General features: G+C 72.5%; 24 protein-coding genes. 9 read left to right on the forward strand and 15 right to left on the reverse strand.

Annotated features, from left to right (window positions below; genetic code table 11):
• The first annotated feature begins 83 nt into the window (after window positions 1–83).
• A complete protein-coding gene (locus tag KDK95_RS08770) occupies window positions 84–2114 on the forward strand; it encodes a primosomal protein N' (RefSeq protein ID WP_212517547.1) in 2031 nt (676 codons plus the stop codon).
• A gap of 80 nt (window positions 2115–2194) precedes the next feature.
• Here KDK95_RS08770 and KDK95_RS08775 read toward each other — a convergent pair whose 3' ends face one another.
• On the reverse strand, window positions 2195–3013 hold the full coding sequence (locus KDK95_RS08775) for a hypothetical protein (RefSeq protein WP_212517548.1): 819 nt from the start codon (window positions 3011–3013) through the stop codon (window positions 2195–2197).
• A gap of 127 nt (window positions 3014–3140) precedes the next feature.
• On the opposite strand from KDK95_RS08775, the gene def reads away from it, so the two are divergent.
• Genes def through rpe form a run of 4 tightly spaced genes read left to right on the forward strand, consistent with a single transcriptional unit; the run spans window position 3141 to window position 6717 of the window.
• Complete coding sequence (gene def, locus KDK95_RS08780; protein ID WP_212517549.1) at window positions 3141–3683, forward strand: peptide deformylase; 543 nt, start codon at window positions 3141–3143, stop codon at window positions 3681–3683.
• On the forward strand, window positions 3683–4618 hold the full coding sequence (gene fmt / locus KDK95_RS08785) for a methionyl-tRNA formyltransferase (RefSeq protein ID WP_212517550.1): 936 nt from the start codon (window positions 3683–3685) through the stop codon (window positions 4616–4618). The genes def and fmt overlap by 1 nt, the downstream gene beginning before the upstream one ends.
• A gap of 9 nt (window positions 4619–4627) precedes the next feature.
• The gene (locus tag KDK95_RS08790) at window positions 4628–5998 is read left to right on the forward strand and encodes an RsmB/NOP family class I SAM-dependent RNA methyltransferase (protein WP_212517551.1); all 1371 of its coding nucleotides are present in this window, start codon (window positions 4628–4630) and stop codon (window positions 5996–5998) included.
• 29 nt (window positions 5999–6027) lie between these two features.
• Entirely contained in the window at window positions 6028–6717 is a 690-nt protein-coding gene (gene rpe, locus KDK95_RS08795) for a ribulose-phosphate 3-epimerase (RefSeq protein WP_212517552.1), read from the forward strand.
• Between the two features lie 170 nt (window positions 6718–6887).
• Here the strand turns inward: rpe and KDK95_RS08800 are convergent, their stop codons facing one another.
• Window positions 6888–7097 (reverse strand): DUF397 domain-containing protein, encoded by a 210-nt coding sequence (locus tag KDK95_RS08800; RefSeq protein WP_212517553.1) that lies wholly within the window; start codon window positions 7095–7097, stop codon window positions 6888–6890.
• Window positions 7098–7239: 142 nt separating this feature from the next.
• Window positions 7240–8112, reverse strand: coding sequence for a Sco1979 family transcriptional regulator (locus tag KDK95_RS08805; protein ID WP_212517554.1), 873 nt, complete (start codon window positions 8110–8112; stop codon window positions 7240–7242).
• 135 nt (window positions 8113–8247) lie between these two features.
• On the opposite strand from KDK95_RS08805, the gene KDK95_RS08810 reads away from it, so the two are divergent.
• A complete protein-coding gene (locus KDK95_RS08810; protein WP_212517555.1) occupies window positions 8248–9090 on the forward strand; it encodes an SAM-dependent methyltransferase in 843 nt (280 codons plus the stop codon).
• Between the two features lie 51 nt (window positions 9091–9141).
• Here the strand turns inward: KDK95_RS08810 and KDK95_RS08815 are convergent, their stop codons facing one another.
• The 10 genes from KDK95_RS08815 to KDK95_RS08860 form a co-directional block, all read right to left on the reverse strand.
• Window positions 9142–12033 carry a helix-turn-helix transcriptional regulator gene (locus KDK95_RS08815; RefSeq protein WP_212517556.1) on the reverse strand — a complete coding sequence of 964 codons (2892 nt, stop codon included), beginning with the start codon at window positions 12031–12033 and terminating at the stop codon, window positions 9142–9144.
• Window positions 12034–12104: 71 nt separating this feature from the next.
• Entirely contained in the window at window positions 12105–12314 is a 210-nt protein-coding gene (locus KDK95_RS08820) for a hypothetical protein (RefSeq protein WP_212517557.1), read from the reverse strand.
• 185 nt (window positions 12315–12499) lie between these two features.
• Window positions 12500–13084 (reverse strand): hypothetical protein, encoded by a 585-nt coding sequence (locus tag KDK95_RS08825; RefSeq protein WP_212517558.1) that lies wholly within the window; start codon window positions 13082–13084, stop codon window positions 12500–12502.
• Window positions 13081–14403, reverse strand: a complete 1323-nt coding sequence (locus KDK95_RS08830) for a DUF58 domain-containing protein (RefSeq protein WP_212517559.1) — start codon at window positions 14401–14403, stop codon at window positions 13081–13083. The genes KDK95_RS08825 and KDK95_RS08830 overlap by 4 nt, the downstream gene beginning before the upstream one ends.
• Window positions 14400–15398, reverse strand: a complete 999-nt coding sequence (locus tag KDK95_RS08835; RefSeq protein WP_212517560.1) for an AAA family ATPase — start codon at window positions 15396–15398, stop codon at window positions 14400–14402. The genes KDK95_RS08830 and KDK95_RS08835 overlap by 4 nt, the downstream gene beginning before the upstream one ends.
• Window positions 15399–15460: 62 nt before the next feature.
• Window positions 15461–16015, reverse strand: a complete 555-nt coding sequence (locus KDK95_RS08840; protein ID WP_212517561.1) for a hypothetical protein — start codon at window positions 16013–16015, stop codon at window positions 15461–15463.
• A complete protein-coding gene (locus KDK95_RS37380) occupies window positions 16015–16977 on the reverse strand; it encodes a DUF4129 domain-containing protein (protein WP_212517562.1) in 963 nt (320 codons plus the stop codon). The genes KDK95_RS08840 and KDK95_RS37380 overlap by 1 nt, the downstream gene beginning before the upstream one ends.
• Before the next feature lie 191 nt (window positions 16978–17168).
• Window positions 17169–18524 (reverse strand): hypothetical protein, encoded by a 1356-nt coding sequence (locus tag KDK95_RS08850; RefSeq protein WP_212517563.1) that lies wholly within the window; start codon window positions 18522–18524, stop codon window positions 17169–17171.
• An 846-nt stretch (window positions 18525–19370) separates the two neighbouring features.
• Window positions 19371–20138 carry a VOC family protein gene (locus KDK95_RS08855; RefSeq protein WP_212517564.1) on the reverse strand — a complete coding sequence of 256 codons (768 nt, stop codon included), beginning with the start codon at window positions 20136–20138 and terminating at the stop codon, window positions 19371–19373.
• A gap of 137 nt (window positions 20139–20275) precedes the next feature.
• The gene (locus KDK95_RS08860) at window positions 20276–20656 is read right to left on the reverse strand and encodes an ArsR/SmtB family transcription factor (protein ID WP_212517565.1); all 381 of its coding nucleotides are present in this window, start codon (window positions 20654–20656) and stop codon (window positions 20276–20278) included.
• A gap of 98 nt (window positions 20657–20754) precedes the next feature.
• On the opposite strand from KDK95_RS08860, the gene KDK95_RS08865 reads away from it, so the two are divergent.
• Entirely contained in the window at window positions 20755–21543 is a 789-nt protein-coding gene (locus tag KDK95_RS08865; RefSeq protein ID WP_212517566.1) for a hypothetical protein, read from the forward strand.
• A 32-nt stretch (window positions 21544–21575) separates the two neighbouring features.
• On the opposite strand, the gene KDK95_RS08870 is transcribed toward KDK95_RS08865, so the two are convergent.
• A complete protein-coding gene (locus tag KDK95_RS08870) occupies window positions 21576–22079 on the reverse strand; it encodes a GNAT family N-acetyltransferase (RefSeq protein WP_212517567.1) in 504 nt (167 codons plus the stop codon).
• A 162-nt stretch (window positions 22080–22241) separates the two neighbouring features.
• Here KDK95_RS08870 and KDK95_RS08875 point away from each other — a divergent pair, with 162 nt between their 5' ends.
• Window positions 22242–23195, forward strand: coding sequence for a DUF4349 domain-containing protein (locus tag KDK95_RS08875; protein ID WP_212517568.1), 954 nt, complete (start codon window positions 22242–22244; stop codon window positions 23193–23195).
• 4 nt (window positions 23196–23199) lie between these two features.
• The gene (gene coaA / locus KDK95_RS08880; RefSeq protein WP_212517569.1) at window positions 23200–24180 is read left to right on the forward strand and encodes a type I pantothenate kinase; all 981 of its coding nucleotides are present in this window, start codon (window positions 23200–23202) and stop codon (window positions 24178–24180) included.
• A 182-nt stretch (window positions 24181–24362) separates the two neighbouring features.
• On the opposite strand, the gene KDK95_RS08885 is transcribed toward coaA, so the two are convergent.
• Window positions 24363–25328, reverse strand: a complete 966-nt coding sequence (locus tag KDK95_RS08885; RefSeq protein ID WP_212517570.1) for a DUF2510 domain-containing protein — start codon at window positions 25326–25328, stop codon at window positions 24363–24365.
• Window positions 25329–25369 lie beyond the last annotated feature (41 nt).

Below are 25369 nucleotides of genomic sequence, written 5' to 3' on the forward strand. Positions count from 1 at the left end.
CCCGCCGCCCCCGCCGCGCCGGTCGCGCAGCGGGCGTGGGAGGGCTCACGTACTGTCGGCGGCGGGTTGTTTAATGGGGATTCGTGGAGAAGGGCGCCGTGCACGAGCAGTTGGCGCTGGTGCGTGCCCGGGTGTCGGCGCCGCCGAAGCCGGTGCAGCCGGCTGAGGATCGGCCCGTGGCCCGGATCGCGGTGGATCTCGAGCCGCCGCATCTCGACCGCTACTTCGACTACGCCGTGCCCGCGAAGCTCGCGGAGACGGCGCAGCCGGGCGTGCGGGTGCGGGTGCGGTTCGCCGGGCGGCTGGTGGACGGCTTCCTGATCGAGCGCTGCGAGAGCTCCGACTTCACCGGCTCGCTGGTGCCGATCGAGCGGGTCCTCTCGCCGGAGCCGGTGCTCAGCCCCGACCTGCTCGCCCTCGCCCGCCAGGTCGCCGACGCTTACAGCGGCACGCTGGCCGACGTGCTGCGGCTCGTCATCCCGCCCCGGCACGCCGCGACCGAGGCCGAGAAGCCGTCGCCGCGCCCGCTCGGGCCGATCCAGGCTCCTGATCCGGCGCCGTGGTCGGCGTATCCGGGCGGGGCCGGGTTCCTCGGCGCCCTCGCTTCGGGCGAGGCGCCGCGCGCGGTGTGGACCGTGCTGCCGAACTCGGACGCCTACGGAGCGCTCGCCGCCGCAGTCCAGGCCACGCTCGCCGGGGGCCGGGGCGCCGTGGTCATCGCCGCCACCGGCCGCGACGTGGCGCGGATCGATCTGGCGCTGACCAAGGCGCTCGGCGAGGGGCGCCACGTCGCGCTGACCGCCGACCTCGGCGCAGCCGAGCGCTACCGCCGCTGGCTCGCGCTGAGCCGGGGTCAGGTCCGTGCCGTGGTCGGCACCGCGGCCGCGCAGTTCGCGCCGATCGACAGCCTCGGGCTCGTCGCGATCTGGGACGACGCCGACTCCGGCCACGCCACGCGCCTAGCGCCGTACCCGCACGCGCGTGAAGTGCTGCTCATGCGTGCGCACCAGGCGAAGGCGGGCGCACTGATCGCCGGATACACGGCCACGGCCGAGGCCGCGCACCTCGTGCAACGACACTGGGCCCGGCCGCTCGCGGCCCCGCGCGCCGTCGTGCGCGACCACACCCCGCGCGTGTTCGCGCTGAACGAGGAGCGCGGACGAGACCGCGAGCTGAACCCGGGCGCCGTCGCCGGTCACCTGCCGCCGCAGGCCATCCGCCTCGCGCGCGAGGCGCTGGCGCACGGTCCGGTGCTGGTCCAGGTCCCGCGCTCCGGTTACCGCCCCAGGCTCGCGTGCGCCCAGTGCCGCGAAACCGCGCGTTGCGCGCACTGCAACGGCCCGCTGGCGCAGCCCGGCCCGCGGCAGGATCCGAAGTGCGGCTGGTGCGGACGCGCCGCGACCCCGTGGAGCTGCCGGAACTGTAACGGCGTCGCGCTGCGTTCTCGTGCGACAGGTGTCCACCGCAGCGCGGAAGAGCTGGGCCGCGCGTTTCCCGGCACGCTGGTGCGCGAAAGCAACGCCGCGCGCGGCGTGATCGACGTCGTCCCCGGCGAGCCGGCCCTCGTCCTCGCGACCCCGGGTGCCGAGCCCCTGGCCGACGGCGGTTACGCCGCCGCCCTGCTCCTCGACGCCCCCGAGATCCTCAACCTCCCGACGCTCCGCGCCGCAGAGCAGGCCGTCCGCCGTTGGCTCGGCGCCGCGGCGCTGGTCAGACCCGCGTCGCGCGGGGGAGCGGTCCTGCTCTGCGCCGACGGCACGCTGCCCGCGGCCCAGGCCGTGCTGCGCTGGGACCCCGCCGCCTTCGCCCGCCGCGAACTCGCCGACCGCACGGAGCTCGGCTACCCGCCCAGCGCCCGCATCGCCGAACTCACCGGCCCGTACCCCGCCCTCCGCGAAATACTGGACCTCGCCGACCTGCCCGACGGCGCCCAGCTCCTCGGCCCCGTCCCCGTCCAGCGCGCCGGCGAGCAGACCGAGCGCATCCTCGTCCGCTGCGACCGCGCCGACGGCGCCCGCCTGGCCAAGGCCCTCAAGTCCGCGCTCGGCGTCCGCACCGCGAAGCACGGCGCCGACCCGGTCTGGATCCGGATCGATCCGGTGGACCTGGCGTAGGGCGTTCGGCTCGCGGCCGCTGTCCGACGCTGCCGTGGCACATGCCCTGCCCGATCGTCCCGGCCGCAGCCGCCCTCGGTTCAGCACACGGAATCGGTACTGAAGCAGACCGCGGATGGAGTCAAGGAGTTGATTAGCTTGTTCTCCGGCCGCGCCCCGAGCGCCTCGAAGAAGCGCCCGCGAGAAGTGCCGGATTCGGGGAACCACCACTCGTGGAACGAACCGAGGGCGGCGAGATCGGGCGTCATGCCGAAGTCCAGGCGGCATTCGACCCGGGCCAACCCGCCGTCGGCGTCGGTGGCCAGCTGTCGGACGAGACTCAGGATGAACACCGACTCGCCGTCCTGGCCGGCCGGTCCGTACTGGTAGAGCAGGCCGTCGGCGTCGGGGACGTCAGCGGCGTCCACTTCGCGGCCGGCGAATTCGCGGAACGAGCCGAAGGCGAAGACCGCGTGGTGAGGCAGGGGTCCGTACCCCTGGAAGCCGTCCTGCCGTTCGAGCATGGCTTCCCACGCCTTGGCGGCCTCGTGGAGGTGCAGGGGGCGGTCGAGGAGGATCGGCCTCGGCGCGATCCACGGCGTGGAGGTGCCGTCGGCGTGGTATTCCTCCCCGTCGTCTCCGACAAGGCGGGCGCCGAGCTTCTGCGCGATGACGGCGAGTTCGGCCGCGATGTCGTGGGCCTTCCAGATCGTGATCAGGCTTTCCCGCCAGCCGAGCGTCCAGCCGGTATCGCCGTCGTCGCCGGGAAAGGTGAAGGCCGGCGGCCGGCCGGCGCCGACCGAGTGCTTCCTCAAGCGTGGTTCGGCCTCGGCGACCGCGATCCATTCCTCCAGCGAGATCGGATACATGGCGTGGTCCCACCAATGGTCCGCGCGTGTGATGTGCAGGTCGTAGCCCACTGCTTCCCCCTCGGTCGGCTGGATGCGTCATCAGAGTGCCACCTGCCTCCGACACGGCCCGAGGGGGGTCGACGCGCCGGTAAACTTGTGTGGAACAACGTCCAGCGCGGCTTAAGGGGCTCGAACCGTGGCGATCCGACCGATCAGGCTCTTCGGCGATCCGGTGCTGCGCACCCCGGCCGAGCCCGTGGTGGACTTCGACAAGGAGCTGCGGGTTCTCGTCAAGGATCTGACGGAGACGATGGTCGACGCTCCGGGTTCCGGGCTGGCGGCGCCGCAGCTGGGAGTGTCGCTGCGGGTCTTCACGTACAACGTGGAGGGCGTGCTGGGGCATCTGGTGAACCCCACGCTGGACCTGTCCGACGAGACGCAGGACGGGGACGAGGGGTGCCTGTCGATTCCCGACCTGCGCTTCCCGTGCACGCGGGCGCTGCGGGTGGTGGCGAAGGGCTTCAACGAGTACGGGGATCCGATCGTGGTCGAGGGGAGCGAGATGCTGGCGCGGTGCGTGCAGCACGAGACCGACCACCTCGACGGCATCCTGTTCGTCGACCGGCTGGACCGGGAGCAGCGGAAGGCGGCGCTGCGGGCGATCCGGCAGGCGGATTGGGCGGGGCAGACGGTTCGGGTGAAGGAGTCGCCGCACCCGACGTTCGGTCGGGCCCGCTGATGCGCATTCTGTTCGCGGGTACGCCGCAGCCTGCAGTTCCCTCGCTCGAGGCGCTGATCGCCTCCTCGCGGCACGAGGTCGTCGCCGTGCTGACCAGGCCGGACGCGCCCACGGGGCGTGGTCGCCGGATGGAGCGGTCGCCGGTGCGGAAGGTCGCCGAGTCGCACGGGATCGAGGTGCTGGCGCCGCGGCGCGCGCGGGATCCGGAGTTCCTGGAGCGGCTCGCGGAGCTGGCGCCGGACGTGTGCCCGGTCGTCGCGTACGGCGGGCTGATTCCGCCGGCCGCGCTGGCGATTCCGCCGCGCGGCTGGGTGAACCTGCATTTCTCGCTGCTGCCCGCGTGGCGCGGCGCGGCACCGGTGCAGCACGCGCTGCTCGCCGGGGACGAGATCACCGGCGCGTGCACCTTCCTGCTGGAGGAGGGGCTGGACACCGGTCCGGTGTACGGGACGGTGACCGAGGAGATCCGGCGCACCGACACGAGCGGGGACCTGCTGGAGCGGCTCGCCATCGACGGGGCCCGCCTGCTGGTCGCGACGCTCGACGGGATCGAGGACGGCGAGCTGCACCCCGTGCCGCAGCCGAACGACGGCATCACGCTCGCGCCGAAGATCACCGTCGAGGACGCGCGCGTGGACTGGAAGACGCCCGCCCAGCACATCGACCGGCAGGTGCGCGCGTGCACGCCCGCGCCCGGCGCGTGGACGACGCTGGGCGGCGAGCGGGTGAAGCTCTTCCCGCTCAGCCCGCTGCCCGGCGCCTGCGACGTCGAGCCGGGCCGGATCGTGCTGGACAAGCGCGGGATGACGGTGGGCACCGGCTCCGGGCACGTGGTGCGGCTCGGCGACGTGCAGCCGCAGGGCAAGAAGCGGATGAGCGCCGCCGACTGGGCGCGGGGCCTGCGGCTGACCGACGACGCCGCCCGGTTCGAATAAGATCATCCGATGCCTGCAACCAACGACCCGGCGCGGCGGACCGCGTACGACACGCTTCGCTCGGTCTCCCAGAACGACGCGTACGCCAACCTCGTGCTGCCCGGCCTGCTGGCCGAGCGCCGCCTGGACTCGCGCGACGCGGCGCTGGCGACCGAGCTCGCCTACGGCACCCTGCGCGCGCAGGGCACGTACGACGCGATCCTGGCCGAGTGCGTGGACCGGCCGCTCACGCAGCTCGACCCGGAACTGCTGGACCTGCTGCGGCTCGGCGCGCACCAGTTGCTGGCCACGCGCATCCCGCCGCACGCCGCCGTCGCCGCGACGGTCGACCTGGCCCGCGAGGTGCTGCACGAAGGCGCAGCGCGGATGTCGAACGCCGTGCTGCGCCGGGTCGGCCGGTCCTCGTTCGACGAGTGGATCGAGCGCATCGCCCCCGATCCGCAGGATGACCCCGAGGGCTACCTCGCGCTCGACCGCGCGCACCCTCGCTGGATCGTCTCGGCGCTCTGGGACAGCCTCGCCGCGCACCGCGGCGGCAAGGTCGCGCACGACGAGATCGACCGGCTGCTGGCGGCGGACAACGAGCGGCCCGGCGTGACGCTGGTCGCCCGGCCGGGGCTGGCGAGCGTCGAGGACCTGCTGGACGAGGGCGCGGAGCCGGGCCGGTTCGCGCCGACCGCCGCCTACCTCTCGCACGGCGATCCCGGTCGGCTCGAGCTGGTGCGGCGCGGCCGCGCCGGTGTGCAGGACGAGGGCAGCCAGCTCGTCGCGCTGGCCGTGGCCGACGCGCCGCTGGACGGCGATGACGGACTCTGGCTCGACCTGTGCGCGGGCCCCGGCGGCAAGGCGGCGCTGCTGGCCGCGACCGTCGCCGAGCGCGGCGGACGGCTCGTCGCCGCGGAGCTCGCGCCGCACCGCGCCCGGCTGGTCAAGCGTGCGCTGCAGCCGATCCCGGGCCTGCACAAGGTGATCACGGCCGACGGCACGGAGCCGCCGTGGCGGGGCGGGTTGTTCGACCGGGTGATCGCGGACGTGCCGTGCACGGGGCTCGGCGCGCTGCGCCGCCGGCCCGAGGCGCGCTGGCGCCGCGAGGCCAAGGACGTGGCCCTGCTCGCCGAGACGCAGAAGAAGCTGCTCGCGAGCGCCCTGGACTCGGCCCGGCCCGGCGGCCTCGTCGGCTACGTCACCTGCTCGCCGCATCTCGCCGAGACCCGCATCGTGGTCGAGGACGTGCTGCGCGGCCGGGACGACGTGGAGCAGCTCGACGCGCGCCCCCACCTGCCGGGCGTCCCCGAGCTGGGCGACGGTCCCGACGTGCAGCTGTGGCCGCATCTGCACGGCACCGATGCGATGTACATCGCGCTGCTCCGGCGCAGGTGACCGTCGCGCGGTAGGGCAGAATGGGGTCCATGGCCGTACAGATCTCGCCCTCGATCCTCAACAGCGACTTCGCCCGCCTCGCGGACGAGGTGGCCGCCATCTCCGCGGCGGCCGACTGGGTGCACGTGGACGTGATGGACAACCACTTCGTGCCCAACCTGACCCTCGGCCTGCCGATCGTCGAGTCGCTCCTCAAGGTCTCCGAGCTGCCCCTCGACTGCCATCTGATGATCCAGGACCCGGACCGCTGGGCCCCCGCGTACGCCGAGGCGGGCGCGCGTTCGGTGACCTTCCACGTGGAGGCGGCCGCCGCGCCGATCCGGCTGGCCAGGAGCCTGCGCGCGGCCGGCGCGCGGGCCGGGATGGCGCTCAAGCCCGCGACCCCGATCGAGCCCTACGAGGACCTGCTGCCGGAGCTCGACATGGTGCTGATCATGTCGGTGGAGCCGGGATTCGGCGGCCAGAAGTTCCTGGAGACGGTGCTGCCGAAGGTGCGGCGCACCCGCGACGCGATCGCCCGGCACGGCGGCCAGATCTGGCTGCAGATGGACGGCGGCGTCTCCGCCGAGACGATCGAGCGCTGCGCCGACGCGGGCGCCGACGTGTTCGTGGCCGGCTCGGCCGTGTACGCGGCCGAGGACCGGGACCGCGCGGTGCGCGAGCTGCGCGCGCTCGCGGAGAAGGCCACCTCGGACTCCTCCTGGGCGTGCGCGCACTGAGCGCGCCTTGCCGAACCCGCTGATTTCGAATACTGACGCGTAGGGACGTGTCCTGACGGCCTTCGCGTGCGAACATGGGAAAGGGCCGTGCCCTCCGCGTCGTCGGGTGATGCGGAGAGCACGGCCCGTTCCCGCGGACCTGTCGCGGGGGATGGGGGAGCCCGCAGGTCCTAGCCGAGGTTGTCGAGTTCGCCGTTCTTGACGCCGGCGAGGAACGCGCCCATCTCGGCGCGGTCGAAGAAGAGGACGGCGCCCTCGGGGTCGCGCGAGTTGCGCGCCGCGACGAGTTCCCCGCCGAACGGCGCGAACTCGACGCAGTTGCCCTGGGAGCCGCTGTAGGAGCTCTTGCGCCAGCCGGTGATCTTCGTGTTCTTGCTCATGTGCGCAGCCTTTCGATGAATCCCGTGCACCGTAGTTCTGCAATTGCATGTGCTTCGTGCAGAACGTAGCACGCGTACGCGGCTCAGCGAAGGGGCACGTGTGGAAATCACACGTCCCAGTGATGCGCAAATCTGTTCTCGGCTACAGTTCCAGCCGAAGTTTCTCAAGGAGCTGACGGCTCCCACGAGGCGTCTCGGCGTCCACGACGAGGCGGTCGAAGGCGCGTCCGTAGACCTCGAGCTCGTCCGGGCGCTCCAGATAGAGCGCACCAGTCAAATGTTCGATGTAGGCGATGTCCGGAAGCTCCGCCTCGGCGAAGCGGAGCACCGAGAACGCGCCCTCGGCCACGTAGCCGCTGCGCGAGAACGGCACGATCTGCAGCGAGATGTGCGAGTGCTGGACCGCCTCGAGCAGGTGCTCGATCTGCTTCTTGAGCATCGCCGGACTGCCGAGCGTGCGGTGCAGCACCGACTCGTCGACGACCATCCACAGCCTTGGCGGGTTCGTGCCGTTCAGGATCCGCTGGCGGCGCATCCGCAGGTCGACCTGGCTGTCGATGGTCTCCTGAGCCGCCCGCGGCTGGCCGTGCGCGATCACGGCGCGCGCGTAGTCCGGCGTCTGCAGCAGGCCGGGGATGAACTGCAGTTCCCAGCTCTGGATTCGGGCCGCGGCCTCCTCGAGGCCCACGAAGTCCTCGAACCACTTCGGCATCCGCTCGTTGTAGCGGTGCCACCAGCCGGTCTGCCGGGACTGCGCGACCAGCGAGATCAGCTGCTGGCGCTCCTCGGGGTCGTTGAGCCCGTAGAGCGTGAGCAGGTCCTCGACGTCGCGCTCCTTGAAGCTGATCCGGCCGGTCTCCAGCCGGCTGATCTTCGAGGCCGAGCCGCGGATGCTGTATCCGGCCTCGGCGCAGCTGATGCCCGCCTTCTCGCGCAGCCGGCGCAGCTGGCTGCCCAGAATCAGCCTGCGGACCGAGGGCCCGGCGCGTCCGGCGGTGTTCTCAGCGGCCGTCATCCTCGGTCCTTCCTCGCTGCGGATCAGGATTCGTGCAATTGCGAACGTGGTACAGGGTTCTACGCTAAGTTACCTCACGCCCGAACGCCAGTGCCGAGTCGTGGAAAAACACAGTCGGTTAAGGAGATCGCTACGATGACGGAAACCCCCGCCCCCCCGGTGACGGACAAGCTGCCGCCGGTGGGGGTGGACCCCACGAGGGCGAGTATCGCGCGGGTCTACGACGCCTTCCTCAACGGCAAGGACAACTACGAGATCGACCGCACCGTGCTCAAGCAGGTCCAGGAGCACATGCCATCGGCCCAGGAGCTCGCCTTCGAGAACCGCGGCTTCCTGATCCGGGTGTGCCGCTTCCTGGCCACCCAGACCGACATCGACCAGTTCCTCGACCTCGGCTCCGGCCTGCCGACCGCCGAGAACGTGCACCAGGTGGTGCAGCGGCTGCGCCCGGAGGCGCGGGTCAACTACGTGGACAACGACCCGGTGGTGCTGGCCCACGGCCGCGCGCTGCTGGAGGAGAACGAGAACTGCCGCTTCGTCAACGCGGACATCTTCGACACGAAGTCGATCCTGGAGAACGAGGAGATCCGCAGCTTCATCGACTTCGGCCGGCCGCTCGCGCTGTTCCAGATGGGCACCCTGCACCACTACAACGGCCCGCGTGAGCAGCCGAAGGCCATGATGCGCGAGTTCATCGACGCGCTGCCCTCCGGCTCGTACGTCGGGCTCTCGCACTTCCTCGACCCGCAGAACGAGCACAGCACCACCGCGCGCGACGCGGAGGACGCGTTCCTGCACAGCCCGATGGGCTCGGGCACCTTCCGCACCCACGCCGAGCTGCTCGAACTGTTCGACGGCCTCGAGCTGGTCGAGCCCGGCCTGGTGCGCTGCGCGGACTGGTGGCCGGACGGGCCGCAGCTCAAGTCGCTGACCTCGGCCCAGCGCTGCATCGCCGGCGCCGTGGGACGCAAGCCCTAACGGCACGTCGGATCCCTCCCCGGGACCATCGGCTCGACCGCGCCGCCTCAGTCAGGCGACGTCGTCGAGCAGGTGGTCCCGATGCGCGACCGCGGCCGCCTCGGTGCGGGACGAGACGCCGAGCTTGGCGAGGATGTTCGAGACGTGCACGGACACGGTCTTCGTCGTGATGTAGAGCCTCGCGCCGATCTGGCCGTTCGACAGGCCTTCCGCCACCAACCGCAGCACGTCGGTCTCACGGGCCGTCAGCTGCGGCGCCGCGACGGCCTTCTCCACCTCCTCCGCGGGCACGACGCTCATCAGCCGCGCGCTGCGGGCCAGCTCGTCGATCTCGGCCAACAGCGCCGCCGCCCCGAGCCGCACGGCCGCCGCCCGCGCCTCCCGCGCCGCCTCTGCGGCCTCCTGGCGCCGTCCCGGCGTCCCGGCAGTGGCCGCGGCCTGACGGAGCCTCAGCTGGGCTCTGAGGAACACCGGCGCGCCGATCCCGTCGGCCCGCTCGGCCAGCGCCGCCCAGTCCGCCGAGCGGCGGTCCAGCTCCGCCTCGACCAGCGCCGCGTACAGCTCGTGGATCGGCGCACGCCGCGGCATCTTCTCCGCGGCGTCGCGCAGCAGGCCGATCGTCGAGTCCGGACCCTCGCCGCCGAGCTCGGCCTCGGCGACCGCCGCCGCGTACAGCAGCTGCCACGCCCACCACTCGTAGCCCTCGCCGACCCCGTCGCCCAGCACGGCGCGCACCGCCGCGCGCGCCTCGTCGATGCGGCCGCGCGCGGCCGCGAGCTGGAGCAGCGCGGCGTGATCCGGGATCCGGTACTGCAGCTCCTCGTCGGCGCCCTGCGCGTGCCGGCGCTGGACGACGCTGCGCAGCGACAGGTCCGCCGCATCCAGCTCGCCGCGTGCGATCTGCAGCAGCGCACGCATCCTGAGCAGGCTCGGATCCTGGATGCCCGGCAGGCTGTGGTTCAGGTCCGCGTCGATCTGCTCGGTGGCCTCCTGCCAGCGGCCGAGCTCGATCAGCGGCTCGGCGACGTTGTTGCGCAGCATGCCGCGCTGGGCGCGGTTCGACGCCGAGACGGTGCTCAGCGCGCCCCCGGCGATGCCCGCGGCCTCCGAGTACAGCCCGACCTTGCAGAGCTCGTCGGAGATGAAGATCTCAGTGCGCGAGAGCAGCGTCGGGGTCCGGCCCATCGCCCTCGCCTCGTCCCGGGCGGCGTGCTGGAGCTCGAGGCCCCGCTCCCAGTCGCCCGAGTGGAACACCGCCGTCGCGTACGCCGACAGCGCCAGCACCCGGTCCTCCTGGTCCGCGTACTTCAGGCTCAGATCGCGCGCCTCGGTGGCCACCTGCAGGGCCTCGCTCACCCGGCCGTAGATGCACAGCTTCGACGCGAGCCGCGCGAGCACGAAGGCGCGCTTGGCCGGGTAGCGGTCGGCGGGCAGCAGGTCGACGGCGCGGTACCAGTCCTCGAACTCGATCCGGCCGAGGTGCGCACGGTGCATCGCGCGCTGGTCGTAGAGGTGCGCGGCGAGCGTCGGCCTGGCCTGCTCGTCGATCGCGGCGAGACCGGCCTCGGCGAAGGACAGGCCGCGGTCCGGGTTGCCGGCGCGGCCGGCCGCCAGCGAGGCGCGGTACATCCAGTAGACCTCGTCGGCCGGGTCCTGCCCGTCGCGCGGCACCGCCGACCACAGCTCGAGGGCGCGCTCGAGCATCGCGAGCTCGTCGGAGAACGCGAAGCGCGCGTTGGCGACCTTCGCCGCACGCAGCGAGGCCTTCAGCGCCTTGTCCGGCTGGTTCGCCCGGTACCAGTAGTGCGCCGACTGCACCTCGCGGGCGTCGTCGCCGACCAGCTCGGGCGACTCCTCCAGGATCTCGCCGAGCCGCCGGCAGATCCGCGCGCGCTCGCCGGGCAGCAGATCCTCGCGCAGCACGGCACGCATCAGGGCGTGCCGGAAGCGGAACGCGTCCTCGGTGCAGTCGCCGGTCAGGATGTGCGCGTCGAAGGCCGGGCGCAGCCGGTCGGCGAGTTCGGACTCGTCCAGCCCGGCCAGCCGCGCGATCAGCGCCGTATGCGTGGGCTGATAGGCGCAGCAGATCAGCCGGAGCAGCGCCGTCGTCGGCTCGGGCAGCCGTTCCACCCGGGTCAGGAACAGGTCGTGCAGGGTCCAGGACAGCTCGTCCGCATCCCCGCACTCCACGCTGCAGGCCAGCTCCTCGGTGAAGAACGCGTTGCCCTCGGCGCGGCAGTAGACGTCCTCTACCATCTCCTCGGTGACCGGCGAGCTCAGCAGCGCCGCGAGATGCAGCGCGCTCTCCCGGCGGCTGAACCGGCGCAGATCGATCCGCTCCACCTCGCGCACCCGGGAGAGCTCGGCGATCAGCGGGCGCAGCGGATGGCCGCGGTGCAGCTCGTCGTCGCGGAAGGTGCCGATCAGCAGCACGCGGTCGCCGCGCAGCACCCGGGCCAGGTAGCCGAACAGGTCGCGGGTCGCCCGGTCGGCCCAGTGCAGGTCGTCGAGCAGCAGGATCAGCGGCTTCTCGGCGGCCGCGCAGACCAGCACCGCGCGCACCGCCTCGAACAGCCGGGAGCGGGCGAACTGGTCGTCGATCCTGGCCGGCGGCGCGGCGCCGAACTCCGGCAGCAGGCGGGCGAGCTCGTCGCGCTCCCAGCCCTCGCAGGTGATCAGGTCCGCGTCGTCCAGTGAGCGCAGCGCGCCGGTGAACGCGGCGTAGGGCACGCCGTCCCCGCCGACCTCGATGCAGGATCCGGCCGCCAGCAGCGCCCCGCTGCGCCGGGCGAACTCCTCGACCAGCCGGGACTTGCCGACCCCGGCCTCCCCGCCGAGCAGGACCGTCTGCGCGGACCCGGCCGCGGACCGCTCGAGGGCGGCCCGCAGCTTGGCCAGCTCGCTCTTGCGGCCGATGAACTCCCTACTCACTGACCTCGCCACACCGCCGAGTCTCCCATGGCGCGCCGACAATCGGAGAGGGGTTATCCGGGCCGGGCCCGCGTCCACCCGGCTCATCCGATGTCCGCGGCGCACTTCGCCGCGCCGCGCTGCTGCGGGATCCTGGCCCGTGCGCCGCCGGATCCGTCCCGGCGCCGGGCCTCGCGCCTGCCGAGCTTGAGCGCGCGCACCACGGCGTTGCGCCGGGCGGCGGCCTCCAGCTCGGCCTGCCGCTGGGCGGCGAGCGCGTAGCTGAAGCTGTAGTCGGTCTGGGGGTTCATCATCGGGATCTCCTCGAGCCGTTCTCCGGGGGATCTCCCCGGTGACTCAAGATTCCCGCCCCAGGTAGGCCCGGCGGATCGGACGATCTCCCGATTCCGCGGGCCTCCTCGCGGCCGCCGGCTACCTTAGACGGCGCCGTGGCTACCTCAGGCGGCGCAAGATCGACGAGCGCTACCTTAGGCCTGGCCTAGTGCCGTCGGTCGGCCTGGTTCGGGCCGCTCGCCGGGTGCGTCCGGTAGCCCGCCGCGTACCGCACGCTGACCGCCGCGAACAGCAGTCCGAGCGTGCCGAGCACGGCCGCGCCAGCCACGATCCGGCCCCAGCCGCCGCCGCTGACCGGTGCCAGGGCCGCGAGCAGTACGAGGGCGGACCCGGCGTAGGCGTATACGGCGTGATTCAGCTGCTGGCCTGCCGGGCGCCCGGGCGCGGTCCCCGCGTCGGCGAGGATGAGGTAGGCCGGCAGCAGCGCGAGCTCGACGACCATCAGCCACACCGGCGGGCTCTGGAACGCGGCGAGCAGCGCGGCCGCCGCGGCGAGGAGGGTGTTGCGATAGCGCTGGACCTGGTGCCAGAACCGGTGCGACCGCGCCTCGGGCCGGTCGACGACCGGTGATCCCGCCCAGAAACCGGCGAGAAGCGCCAGGCCCCCGAAGAACCACTGCGGGCTGAGGTAGTCCGGCCAGCCCGCCGGATCGAGGGCGCCGACGAGCAGCGCCGCGCCGAGGACGCGCGTCGGCAGTGACTCCGTCTTCGGGGGCTCGATCCTCTTCATCGCGTCCTCCCGTGCACGGGCCGGCGCAGCAGCGGCGCGAGGGCGAGGTCGAGCGAGTGCTCGCCCTCCCAGGTCACCACCGGCAGGCCGCGCTCGGTCAGGCTGAAGCGCAGCGCGTCGCCGTCGAGCCGCCACAGCCGCAGCGCGAGCGGCGCCCCGGGGTCGTCGGGATCGAGCCGCGGCTCGCCGACCGGGATCTCCACGACCACCGCCGGGTTCCCGCGCAGCGCGAGGTCCTGCAGCGCGTCCACGAACCGGTCGTCGGCCAGCGGGGTGACGGCGTAGACCAGGGCGCCGTTCGGCTGCGCGGGCGGCGGCACCCGGTCCAGGTCGGGGGTCTGGTAGCCGAGGTCGCGGCGCACCTCGAGCACCGATTCGACGATCCGCAGCAGGTGCTGCCCGCCGGTCCCCGGGGAGAGCCAGCGCAGCCGGCCGCCGAGCGAGACGATGCCGACCCGGTCGTGGCTGCGCAGATACGCGCGGGCGATGCCGGCGGCCACCCGGACCGAGTCGTCCAGCGTGCTGCCGCCGTGCGCGCCGACCACGTCGCCGAACGCGTCAAGCAGCACGACCGCGTCCGTCGCCTGCTCCGCCGCGAACTCGCTGATCTGCACCGATCCGCGGCGGGTCGTCGCGGCCCAGTGGATCCGGCGCTGCCGGTCGCCCCAGCGGTACGGACGGACGCCGACGAACTCCAGGCCCTGGCCGTGCTGCCGCGAGGTGTGCTCGCCGAGCCGGTTCGGCAGCCGCGTCGGGATCGGCGTCAGGGAACTGTCGTCGGGCAGCGGGAAGATCTCGCATTCGCCCAGCTCGACCCGCACGGTCTGGCGCGCCAGACCACCGCGGTCGTAGACGTCCACGTCCACCGTGCCCAGGCTCCAGCGGCCCCAGCGGCGCGCGGTGAATTCGAGGTCGAGCACCGCGCCGTTCTGCGCGAGGTCGATCAGCTCGACGCCCGGCCCCGGGTAGACGGCCGGGTCGAGGCCGCCGGCCGCGCCGACGTAGGACAGCTCGATCCGCGCCCGCATCGGCTCGCCCTCGAAACAGCGTCGCACCGGGACGCTCGTGCGTCCCTCGACCCGCTCCGGCCGGGAGCCCGGCGTCGCGGCCAGCAGCAGCCAGACGACCGGCCCCGCGGCGAATGCGAACGCCCAGGCGTGCCCGCTGACCAGCGCGCCGATCAGCGCGCAGGCGGCCACCAGGGTCAGCCGGTGCGCGCGCTCGGACAGCCGCCAGCCCGTCGGCCGGGCCGACGGCGGCTCCAGCGGCTCGACCGGCGTCTGCGCGCCGCCGAGCGCCCGCAGCAGGCTCGGTTTCATGCGCCGGCCGCGTCCTGCGCCGCCGCTTCCCTGGGCATGGTGCGCGGCGTCGGCACCGACCGCACCAGGCCGGCGACGATGTCGTCCGAGCTGATGCGGCGCACCCACAGCTCCGGCCGCAGCGTGATCCGGTGCGCGAGCGCGGGCACCGCGACCGCCTTCACGTCCTCGGGCACCACGTAGTCCCGGCCGCGCAGCACGGCGTGCGCGCGGGCGAGCTGGACCAGCGCGAGACCGCCCCGCGGCGAGGCCCCGACCTGCACCTGCGCGTGCTCGCGGGTCGCGGTGATCAGGGCGATGACGTAGTTGAGCAGGTCCTCGTCCACCTCGACCTTCTCCAGGCTGGCGCGCATCGCGAGCACCTCGGAGGCGTCCGTCTTCGCCTCGAGCACCGCCTCCGGCACGGCCCGCTCGAGCCGCCGCTTGAGCATCGCGGCCTCGTCCTCGGCGGGCAGGTAGCCCATCCGCGTGCGCAGCAGGAAGCGGTCCAGCTGCGCCTCGGGCAGCGAATACGTACCCTCGTATTCGATCGGGTTCTCGGTCGCGATCACCACGAACGGCTGCGGCAGCGGCCGGGTCACGCCGTCCACGGTGACCTGGCTCTCGGCCATCGCCTCCAGCAGCGCCGCCTGGGTCTTCGGCGGCGTCCGGTTGATCTCGTCCGCGAGCAGCAGCTGCGTGAAGACGGGTCCGGGCCGGAAGACCATCTCGGTGGAGCGCTGGTCGTAGAACGGCGCGCCGGTCACGTCCGAGGGCAGCAGGTCGGGGGTGAACTGGATGCGGGTGAAGTCCAGGCCGAGCGAGGTGGCGAAGGACCGGGCCAGCAGGGTCTTGCCGAGGCCGGGCAGGTCCTCGATGAGCACGTGGCCGCCGGCGAGCACGCCCATCATCACCAGTTCGAGCGCGTGGCGTTTGCCGACCACGGCGCGTTCCACCTCGTCGAGCACGGTCCGGGCGCGCTGCCCCGCCTGCTGGGGCGTCAGTTCGTCGGTCATCTCGGTTCGATTCCTCGGGTCCCGGTGTCTCAGTACAGGTCGTCAAAGGTCGTACGGAAGGCTCAGAGCTGCTCCAGCCGGTCCACCAGGGCGCTCAGGACGGCGTCGGTGGGCGGCGGGGCCGGGGCCGCGCTGCGCCGGTCCAGCGCCTGCCGCGGCCCCTTCGCCGGCGGCGGCGTCGGCGCCCGGCGCGGATCGATCCACGGCCACAGGTCCGGGCCGATCAGCTCGGCGGCCCGTTCGGGCTCGGCGTGCAGGCTGATGCCGTACTTCTCGGCCAGGCGTACAGCGTAGAGGCGTTCCAGCTCGGGCTTGACGGCGTGCTGGAAGTTGCCGGTGGACGAGCGTGCCGCGGCGACCAGCGAGGTCCAGCCGAGCATGCTCAGATTGCGCTGCCGGACCATCCGCAGCGGGCGGCGGTACCGGCCGTCCATCACCTCGGAGCCGCTCACGTACGCGGCGAGCCCGATCCCGAGCACCGTCAGCAGGATCAGGCCGGTTCCGGCCGCGAGCCAGCCGCCGACCAGCACGAGCACGACCTCGATGGCGAGCGCGCCGGCGCCGAGCATCGAGAGCAGCACCCGGGGGCGAGGGACCGGCGGACGCTCGAAGACCATCAGCCGGCCTCCGCGCTCGCCGTGAGCTGCGCGGTGATCGCGTCCAGCGCGTGGCGCGCCTGGTCGAGCTGAGCGGCGTTCATCGGATGCGTGGAGAAGCGGGCCTCGCGGAACAGCCGGGCCAGGACCAGCGGAGCGGGGCCGCTGACCAGGCCGCTCTCCGTGGCGCGGCGCAGAAGGTCGGCCGGGCTGTCGGATTCCAGACGCGGCACGCCGGCCTCGGCCAGCGAGTCCTCCATCGCCGCGTAGCACGCGATGATCGCCGCTCGCGCCTCACCCTCCAGCGCGTTGCGCCCGGCCAGCAGGGCCGCGCCGAGCACCGACTCGTCCTGCGCCTCCTCGGCGAGCGCCGGCGGCGGCGCGCCGGTGATGCCCGGCTGGTCCTTGCCGAGCTCGCGCAGCTTGAGGATCAGCAGCGCGACGGCCGCGGCGGCCACGAGCAGCAGCATGACGCCGAGGATCGCCAGGATCAGGCTCAGCGGCAGCTTGAAGGTGGTGTGGTGCGTATTCGCGTTCGTCGTCGGCTTCTGCTGCTGGGGCGTCGCCGACGGCGTGCCGGTCGTCAGGATCTGGATGCACTGCGACCCGCACGAATCCTGGACGCCCGAGGCCTGCGGCCGCATCAGGTACAGCGTGACCGGCACGGCCGCCGTCAGCACCGCGACGACCGCGAGCACGCCGCGGTTGAGCCGGGCCTGCGCGGAGGAGTCGGGCTCCGTCGCCGAGATGCGCTCGCGCAGCTTGACGATCGACACGATCCCGACGCCCACCGCCGCGGCGGCGAACAGCCACCACTGGTCGGCCAGCGGCCCGGAGCCGTGCGTGGCCGCACCCTTCGCCGAAGCCAGCGCGGACGCGCCGAGCGCCAGCAGCAGCACGGCGACGACGGCGAGCACGGGCCGGGGCACGCGTATTCGTCCGCTTTGCCCCATGGCGCCCTTGTTCACGTACTTCTTCCCCACGTCGTGCCCCGCCGCCTCGGCGCGCCGGAGAATGTACCGCCTGCCACCCTGCCACAGCCCGCACCTCGCTGTCAGCACATGCACCGGTCGATACTGCGCCGTCCGGTGGCGTGCCGTGGCGAGGCGGGCCGGGTGGTGAGGCGGGCGGGGCGGTGCAACCGGCGGCGGTCGGCCCGCGCTTGGAGGCACCGTCAGAGGCGGGAGAGCGTGGTCGACGCCTCCAGCAGTTCCGAGCCGATGAGCTTGAGCTCGGCGCGCACGTCGGTGGGGATCTCCCGGAACCGAGCCGGCAGCTGCCGTGTCGACTGATAGAGCGAGAGCTTCGGCAGCGAGTCGGCGAGCTCCGTGTGCCGGTCCATCAGCCGGGCCAGCCCGTGCCGCCGCATCCGCGCCATGCTGTCCGCGAGCCGCAGCGACACCAGCCAGACGCCGAGCTGCCAAAGCGGGATCAGCACGAGCCAGATCGCGACGTACACGTGCGTGGCCGAGGCGAGCGTGACCGTGACGTGCTTGAGGGAGCCGATGGTGCGCAGCACCTTCGGCTCGTAGAGCGTCTCCAGCTTCGAGGGCAGCCAGTAGAGGGCGAGCGACAGGGAGCTGAGCACGAAGGGGATCGTCACGTAGATCGACCAGCGCACCCACGTGCCCGGAGCCTGGAAGCGGCAGTTGAGCCGCATGAACGGCGTCGGCACCAGGACCGAGGTGATGTTGCCGATCGCGATCGGCGCCAGCGGGAGCACGGCGAGCTCCGGCAGCGCCCGCGGCACCCATGCGTCCGAGTGTCCGAGCCGCGCGACGATCGCGATGACCGTGCACACGAAGAAGAACTCGCAGATGAACAGCATCAGGTTGCGCACCCGCAGGATCCGCGCCGGATCCTCGCCGGAGCGCAGCAGATCCGCCGCCCACACCGGCTCGGCGGCGAGCTGGTTGGTCAGCGACCCGTCCGCGATCGCGCTCAGCACGACGAGCACGACCGTCGGCATCGGATCGTTGGTCAGGTCCGGACGGGTGAACAGCACGATGTACGCCAGGAAGCCGTACCCGAAGCCCCAACTGCACAGCAGCCCGTAAAGCCAGTCCGGCCGCGTCCGCACCACCCGCATGAACTCCCCGTGCAACGTCGGCCGCTTCGGCACGTCCCGCGCGGCCGCGGCGTTCGCCGGAGCGAGGGCGTCGGGTAAGGCCTGTGGCATGGTCGGCGCGGTTGCGGGGTTCGCCGGAGCGTAGGCAGTGGGCAAGGCCTGCGGCATGTCCCGTGCGGCTGCGGGGTTCGCCGGAGCGTAGGCGTCGGGTGAGGTCTGCGGCATGGCCACGTTTAGCGGGCTCGGCGTGGTCGCGGCGATGACCGGCACCGCTGTGACCGATTTCGGCGGCTTCGGCTCGGTCGTCGCGACAGCTGCCTCCAGTACGTCCGCTGAAGGTCCTGCATCCCGCGGGATCGGCGTGCTCGGCGCCCGTGCCGGATCCAGCGGTGCCGCGGCGCCGTCTCCCAAGGCGCCCACCGCTGCCACCTGCACGTCTGTCGTCGTTTCCTGCGCGTCCATGCCCGCCCTTCCGCGGCAGTGCTCGCAACTGACGGCAGGTCAGACTACCCACACCGCGGCGTACGTCGCCAGGTTCCGATCACCGCGGCCGGAAGCGTTCTCCGAACGTGAGAGAAACCCTCGGTTTCGGTGGCGCAGTTGCGCCACGGCAGGTTCCCGCCACGGCGCAGGACTCCCATGGCGGCCGGTCGCCGGGCATGCTGGTCCGGTGGCTCGGGCGGCGACGGAGGGGCGCCGGTCGCGCTCACACCTGCCCGGGGCCGGGAGACCCCGCACGGTGGAGTACAGCGGGGGGAAGCTGTGCGACGGGCCGGTGCAACCGGTCACCCCCGCCGATGGGACCCCTCGGCGGCCCGACCCGGCCCGTCGCGCCACGCTCGCGGACTCCCGCGACCTGCCGCTGCGACTCCCGCGGATCTGACACCGCAGACGTGATTGCCCGGTCGCGCAGGCCTTCCCGCCACCTCATCCTGCCGACCCTGGCGGAGGTTCACCTCTGCGCGGCGCGCGTCACCTCCCGGTCGGCGGCACCGCCAGCTTGAACTCGACCCTGACCGCGGCCTTCCCGCCGGCCATCCTGCGGACCTCGGTGGAGGTTCACGTCTGTTCTGCGCGGCGCGCGTCACCTCCCGGTCGGCGGCACCGCCAGCTTGAACTCGACCCTGACCGCGGCCTTCCCGCCGGCCATCCTGCGGACCTCGGTGGAGGTTCACGTCTGTTCTGCGCGGCGCGCGTCACCTCCCGGTCGGCGGCACCGCCAGCTTGAACTCGACCCTGACCGCGGCCTTCCCGCCGGCCATCCTGCGGACCTCGGTGGAGGTTCACGTCTGTTCTGCGCGGCGCGCGTCACCTCCCGGTCGGCGGCACCGCCAGCTTGAACTCGACCCCGTTCGGGTCGGTCAGTCCGGCCATGCGGCCGAACGGCGTGTCGGCGACCGGGTCGGCCAGGTGCGCGCCGCCCGCCAGCGCCGCGGCGACCGCGATGTCCACGTCGGCGACCTGGAAGTACGGCCGCCAGTGCGGGGTCTCCACCTCGTCCACCCGGAAGATCCCGGCCCGCGGCTCGCCGTCCACGTGCAGCGTCCAGTACGAGTCCGGCATCTGCTCCATCGCCTGCACCTCGGCGTCGAACAGCGCGCCGTAGAACTCGGCCGAGGCCTTGCCCTCGGTCGTCACCAGTTCGAACCAGTACAGGCAGCCCGGCTCGCCGTAGATCTCGAAGCCGTGGAACGAGAGCGCCTGCCACAGGCCGAAGTGCGCGCCGCCCGGGTCCACGCCGTGCGCGAAGCGGGCCATCTCGCCGGCGTTCATCGCCGGGCAGATCACCTTGCCGCCGAGCTCCGGGATCCTGGCGACGGTGGCCTCGGCGTCGCGGACCGAGAAGTACCCCGTCCAGGGCATCATCGGCTGGTCCTCCGGCATGTAGCCGATTCCCGCCACCGTCTTGCCGTGCACCTGCTGCACCGCGTAGCGCGTGTTCTCGTCGTTCGGGTCGGGATCTCCGGTCCAGCCGAGCAGCGGCTGGTAGAACTGCAGGCACTCCTGCTGCCTGGTGAGCAGCGTGTCGAGCCACGCGACAGACCCCTGCGGGTGCGGGTGGGTGCAATCGGGCATCGTGCTCAGCCTCCTGGCGGGATCGCCGTTTTCGGGATGATTCGGTCCTACCCGAGTCACTCTGCCACCGACGTCCGACATTCGCGCCCAATCCGGCCGACTCACCGTTCTATCGGTTCCGGCGGGGGCGGGCGGGGCTACACGTTCTCCGCGTGCGGGATGTTCTCGACGGCGTGCTCCGCCTGGCGAAGAGCCTCGTCGAGCAGAGGCTTGATGTGGTCGCCGCGCAGCCGGTAATAGCGCGCGCGGCCCTCGGCGCGCTGGTCGACGAGGCCGGCCAGCCGCAGCTTGGCCAGGTGCTGGCTCGCGGCGGTGGGCGTGCACCCGGCCGTCTCCGCCAGGGTGCTGACGCCGAGTTCCCCGTCGCGCAGCGCCCACAGCAGCCGCAGCCGGGTGGGCTCGGCGAGCATGTCCAGGTAGGAGACGGCGAACTGGACGTGGGCGTCGGGCAGGATGCGGCCGAGCGCGGGTCTGTGGTGTTCCTGGAGATGCTCGCCGGGGTCTGCTGCGGGGACCATGCCTCATCATCTCACCTGCGAACTATCCGCAGGAAGCAGCTGTGTGCATTTACCTTCCCATATTCACTGATGTGAAGGTGTCGGGTACCGTGGCATGCATGAACTCCGCCTCCGCGCTCGTTCTCGCCGCGGCCGGGGTCGGCTTCGGCCACGCCGTGCTGCCGGACCACTGGGCTCCGCTCGCGGTGCTCAGCCGCACCCGCAAGGACCCGCTGCCCCGCGTCGTGCGCCGCTCGCTCGCCGCCGCCGGCACCCACGTGCTGCTGTCGCTGCTGCTCGGCGCGCTGCTGATCGGGGTCGGACTGAGCTTCCGGGCGGCGGTCCTGCGCTATGAGGATTACGTCGTCGGCGGACTGCTGATCACGACGGGCGCGGTCTTCCTCGCGCTCGAACTGACCGGTCGGGGGCACGGCCATCCGCACGGCAATCCGCACGACCACTCGCACGGAGACGGCCACGAGCACGGGCATGATCACGGACATGTTCACGACGGTGGGCACGCTCATGCATACAAGGCCGGCCATGATCATGGTCACGGACACGGACATGATCACGGGTCGGATCACGCTCACGCGCACACCTCAGCGACCGGCGGCGGGCGGGTGCGCGGGGCGCTCGCGCTTGCGGTGCCGTTCGGGGCCGCGGCGTCGCCGGATCTGACGATCCTTCCGGTCTTCCTCGCCGCAAGCGCGCTCGGCGCGGCGGCGGCGGTCGGCTCGCTGTTGGTCTTCGCCGGCGTGACGGTGGCGACGATCGTGGGGTTGACGGTCGCCGCGTCGCTCGGTGCCTCGCTGCTCACCGGGCCGTGGATCGAGCGCCGGGCGAATCTGCTGACCGCGGCGACGCTGCTCGTCTTCGGCGGCCTGATCGCCACCGGGCTGCTGTAGAAACCGCGTCCGGACAGTACTTGGAAGACGACTCAGAACACGATGGGGCTGCGCCGTTCTAGTCGGGCGACGTCGCGCCAGCCGCGCTCACCGTGCTTGCCGATCTTCTCCTGCACGCCGAGCGTTCGGAAGCCCGCCCGCTCGTGCAGCGCGAGCGAGGCGACGTTTTCCGGGAAGATCCCCGCCTGAAGCGTCCAGACGCCCGCGGCCTCGGTCGACTCGATGACCCTGGCGAGCAGCGCCCGGCCCACGCCGCCGCCGCGCGCGTCCGGACTCACGTAGACCGAGACCTCGACGACGCCCGCGTAGACGGGCCGGCTGGAGACCGCCGAGACGGCCACCCAGCCGAGCACCGCGCCGTCCTGCGCCGCGACCGCGACGAAGCGGTGGAGCGGCAGCTTCCCCGCGTCGAACGTCGGCCAGTCGGGAGCCGCGGTCTGGAAGGAGGCGTTCCCGGTGTCGAGGCCGGCCTGGTAGATCGCCAGCACCGCGTCCGCGTGCTCGGCGGCCATCGGGACTACCTCGAACTCGGACATGCCCGTCACGCTAAACCTCCCGGGTTTCATTTCGGTTTCCCCCGGAACCGGGTCAAGACCCTCCGCATCCAAGCTGCGCCGAACAAGCGGCGGAGGGATGGGGAGCCAGGCATGACGAGAATACGCAGACGTGTGCGTCGCACGGTGGGAATGATCATCCTGTTGGCGCTGGGAGTCGCCGGAACGGGCATCCTCGCGGGCTGCAGTCGTAACAGCTCGTCGGCGGGTTCGTCGACGAGCGCGGGCCGCCAGGTCCCGGCCGCGCAGGGCAACGCCGGCGCGGCGCAATCGGGGAGCACCGCGGCGAGTTCGAAGACGGACGTCAGGAACACCGCCGATCTGATCGTCATGGCGGGGCTGCAGCTCGCCGTGAAGGATCCCGAGCAGGCCGCCGGACAGGCCGAGCAGGACGTCGTCGCGGCGGGCGGGTACGTCGCGGGGGAGGCGGAGGGAGTCGGCACGCAGGTGCTGCCGGGCACGGTCACCACCGCGGACTCGTCCGAGAGCACTGATACCGGAGTCAGCCCCCTGTCCCTGCCGGCGCCGGACGCCGCGGCGAACTCCGACGAGGCGCTCCTGCTCGTGCGCGTGCCGCCGGCGAAACTCGACGCCGTGCTCGCCGAACTGGCCGGTTCGGGCGACGTCGCGTACCGCACCCGGTCCGCGACGGATGTGACCGGACAGGTCGCCGACGTGAACAGCCGGATCGCCTCCGCGCAGTCCTCGATCGCCGAGCTGCGCGGCATGATCGACAAGGCGGCCTCGATGAACGACCTGATCTCGCTGGAGCAGGCCCTTGCCACCCGGGAGTCAGACCTCGAATCGCTGGAGGCGCAGCAGCGCGCTCTCGCCGACCAGACGGCCTACGCGACGGTGACCATCGGGTACTACGAGCCCGCCGGCGCCGCGACGGTCGAACCGGCACCTCGCCAGGCGGGTTTCCTCTCCGCGCTGCACGCCGGCTGGCACGCGCTGCTGGCCGTGTTCCGGGTGATCATGATCGGCGCCGGCTGGGTGACGCCGTTCGCCGTGCTCGTCGCCCTGCTGTGGTGGCCGGTGCGCCGGGCCCGACGGCTGACCTGGTGGAGCCGCCGTCCGGGGCATCGGACAGAATAGGTGGATGCCGATCTTGCCGCCGGCCGGGGAACTCGCCCCGGCGAGCCCGTACGTGGACCTCGACCGCGAGAGCTGGAGCGGCCTGCGCGAGCGCACCCCGCTGCCGCTCACGGCCGAGGAGGTCGAGCAGCTGCGCGGCCTCGGCGACGAGATCGACCTCGACGAGGTCCGCGAGATGTACCTGCCGATCTCACGGCTGCTGAACCTGTACGTCGGCGCGGTGCACGGCCTGCGCGGCGCGCTCGGCACCTTCCTCGGCGACCCGGCCGAGACCGGCGGCGTCCGCGAGACCCCGTTCGTGATCGGGATCGCGGGCAGCGTCGCGGTCGGCAAGTCGACCACCGCGCGGCTGCTGCGGGCGCTGCTCGCTCGCTGGCCCGAGCACCCGCGCGTCGAGCTCGTCACCACCGACGGCTTCCTGCTGCCCAACGCCGAGCTGGAGCGGCGCGGGCTGATGCAGCGCAAGGGCTTCCCGGAGTCCTACGACCGGCGCGCGCTCACCCGCTTCGTGGCCGACATCAAGTCGGGTCGCGACGAGGTGACCGCGCCGGTCTACTCGCACCTGGTGTACGACATCGTGCCCGGCGAGCGCGCCGTCGTGCACCGGCCGGACATCCTGATCGTCGAGGGCCTGAACGTGCTGCAGCCCGCGCTGCCCGGCCAGGACGGCCGCACCAGGATGGCGCTGGCCGACTACTTCGACTTCAGCATCTACGTGGACGCGCGCGAGTCCGACATCGAGCAGTGGTACCTGGCCCGCTTCCGCAAGTTGCGGGATACGGCGTTCACGGATCCGAGCTCGTACTTCCGCCGCTTCACCGAGGTGTCGGAGCAGGAGGCGCTCGACTTCGCGCGCGGCGCGTGGGCCAACATCAACCGGCTCAACCTGATCGAGAACGTGCTGCCAACCCGTGGCCGCGCCACGCTCGTGCTCCGCAAGGGCGCCGACCACCGCATTGAACGCGTCCGCCTGCGGAAGCTTTGAAGCGCATGCAGGTGCGCCCAGGCCGGGATGCCGCTGGCCAGGACCCGGTCGAGCGTCCGCTGCGGACGTACTCGGGGCGCGCCCCAGGGTGCCCCAGCCGTCTGCTGGAAACGCAGCCGGCTGCGCATGCTCGATGTGAGCCTGCGCAGCCCGACGCGATGGTGGCCGGGGTACGGCGGGGGTCAGGCCCCTGCCGCGCTCGAGTCGGTGATGCCGGAGATGATCTGCGAGTTGACCGTGGCCAGGCTGGGCGCCTGGGAGGACTGGTCCACGCCGATGTCGATCAGGGTGTAGTAGCCGGACTCGCCGGTGACCGGCAGGGCGATCAGCTCGACCGTGCCGCTGGGGCCGGAGTAGTCCGGGGTCACGCTCCAGGTCACCTCGTAGCCGGACCGCCCGGCCACGGTGATCGCGCCCTGGCCGGTGACCTTGTGCGCGGAGAGCGTGCCGTAGTTGCCCTTGGCCATGCTCGCGATGTCGGAGGTCGCCACGCTCTGGGCGGACGAGCCGGAGGTCGTGGTGAAGTTGACGCCGCCGCGGGTGCACTGCGGGGTGGAGCCCGAGGTGGTGCCGTTCTCCGAGGCCAGCGCGCTCGGGCAGGTGTAGGTGCCGGTGCTCAGCGTCGGCCAGGAGCCGTTGCCGCTGGTCGAGCCGGACTGGCCGGTCCAGCCGCTGGGCACCGGGATGTTCAGCCCGTCGATCGGGTCGGAGACGGTCTTGCCGCTGCCGCCGGTCACCGTCGGCTCGGGCGAGGCCGAACTGCTGCTGCCGCTGCCGGGGCCGCCGTTGCCGCCGCCGAACCCGCCGCTGCCGTTGCCGCCGCCGAAACCGCCGGTCGGGCCGGTGGTCGGCTGGCTGCCGCTGGAGGCGGTCGTGCTGCTCGAGTCGTTGTGGAACGCGAAGTACGCGCCGATGCCGCCGCCGATGAGCACGACGACCACCGCGGTCGAGATCAGGGCCCTGAAGGCCGAGCTGCGCCTGCCGCCGCCGCCCGGGGTGCCCGCGTCGCCGCTGCCGAGGGGCCGCACCATGGCGCTCCACCCGGAGCCGTCCCACCACCGCTCCACGGGAAGGCCGTCGGGACCGGTCTCTCCGGTCGGGTACCAGCCAGGAGGGGCTGAGGGTTGCGTGGGGTCCGGTATCGACATGTCTGGAGGATATCTGCGCGGCACCTTGAGACTGTCGTGAC

It is taken from the genome of Actinospica acidithermotolerans (genome assembly GCF_018139625.1).
Classification (GTDB): Bacteria; Actinomycetota; Actinomycetes; order Streptomycetales; family Catenulisporaceae; genus Actinospica; species Actinospica acidithermotolerans.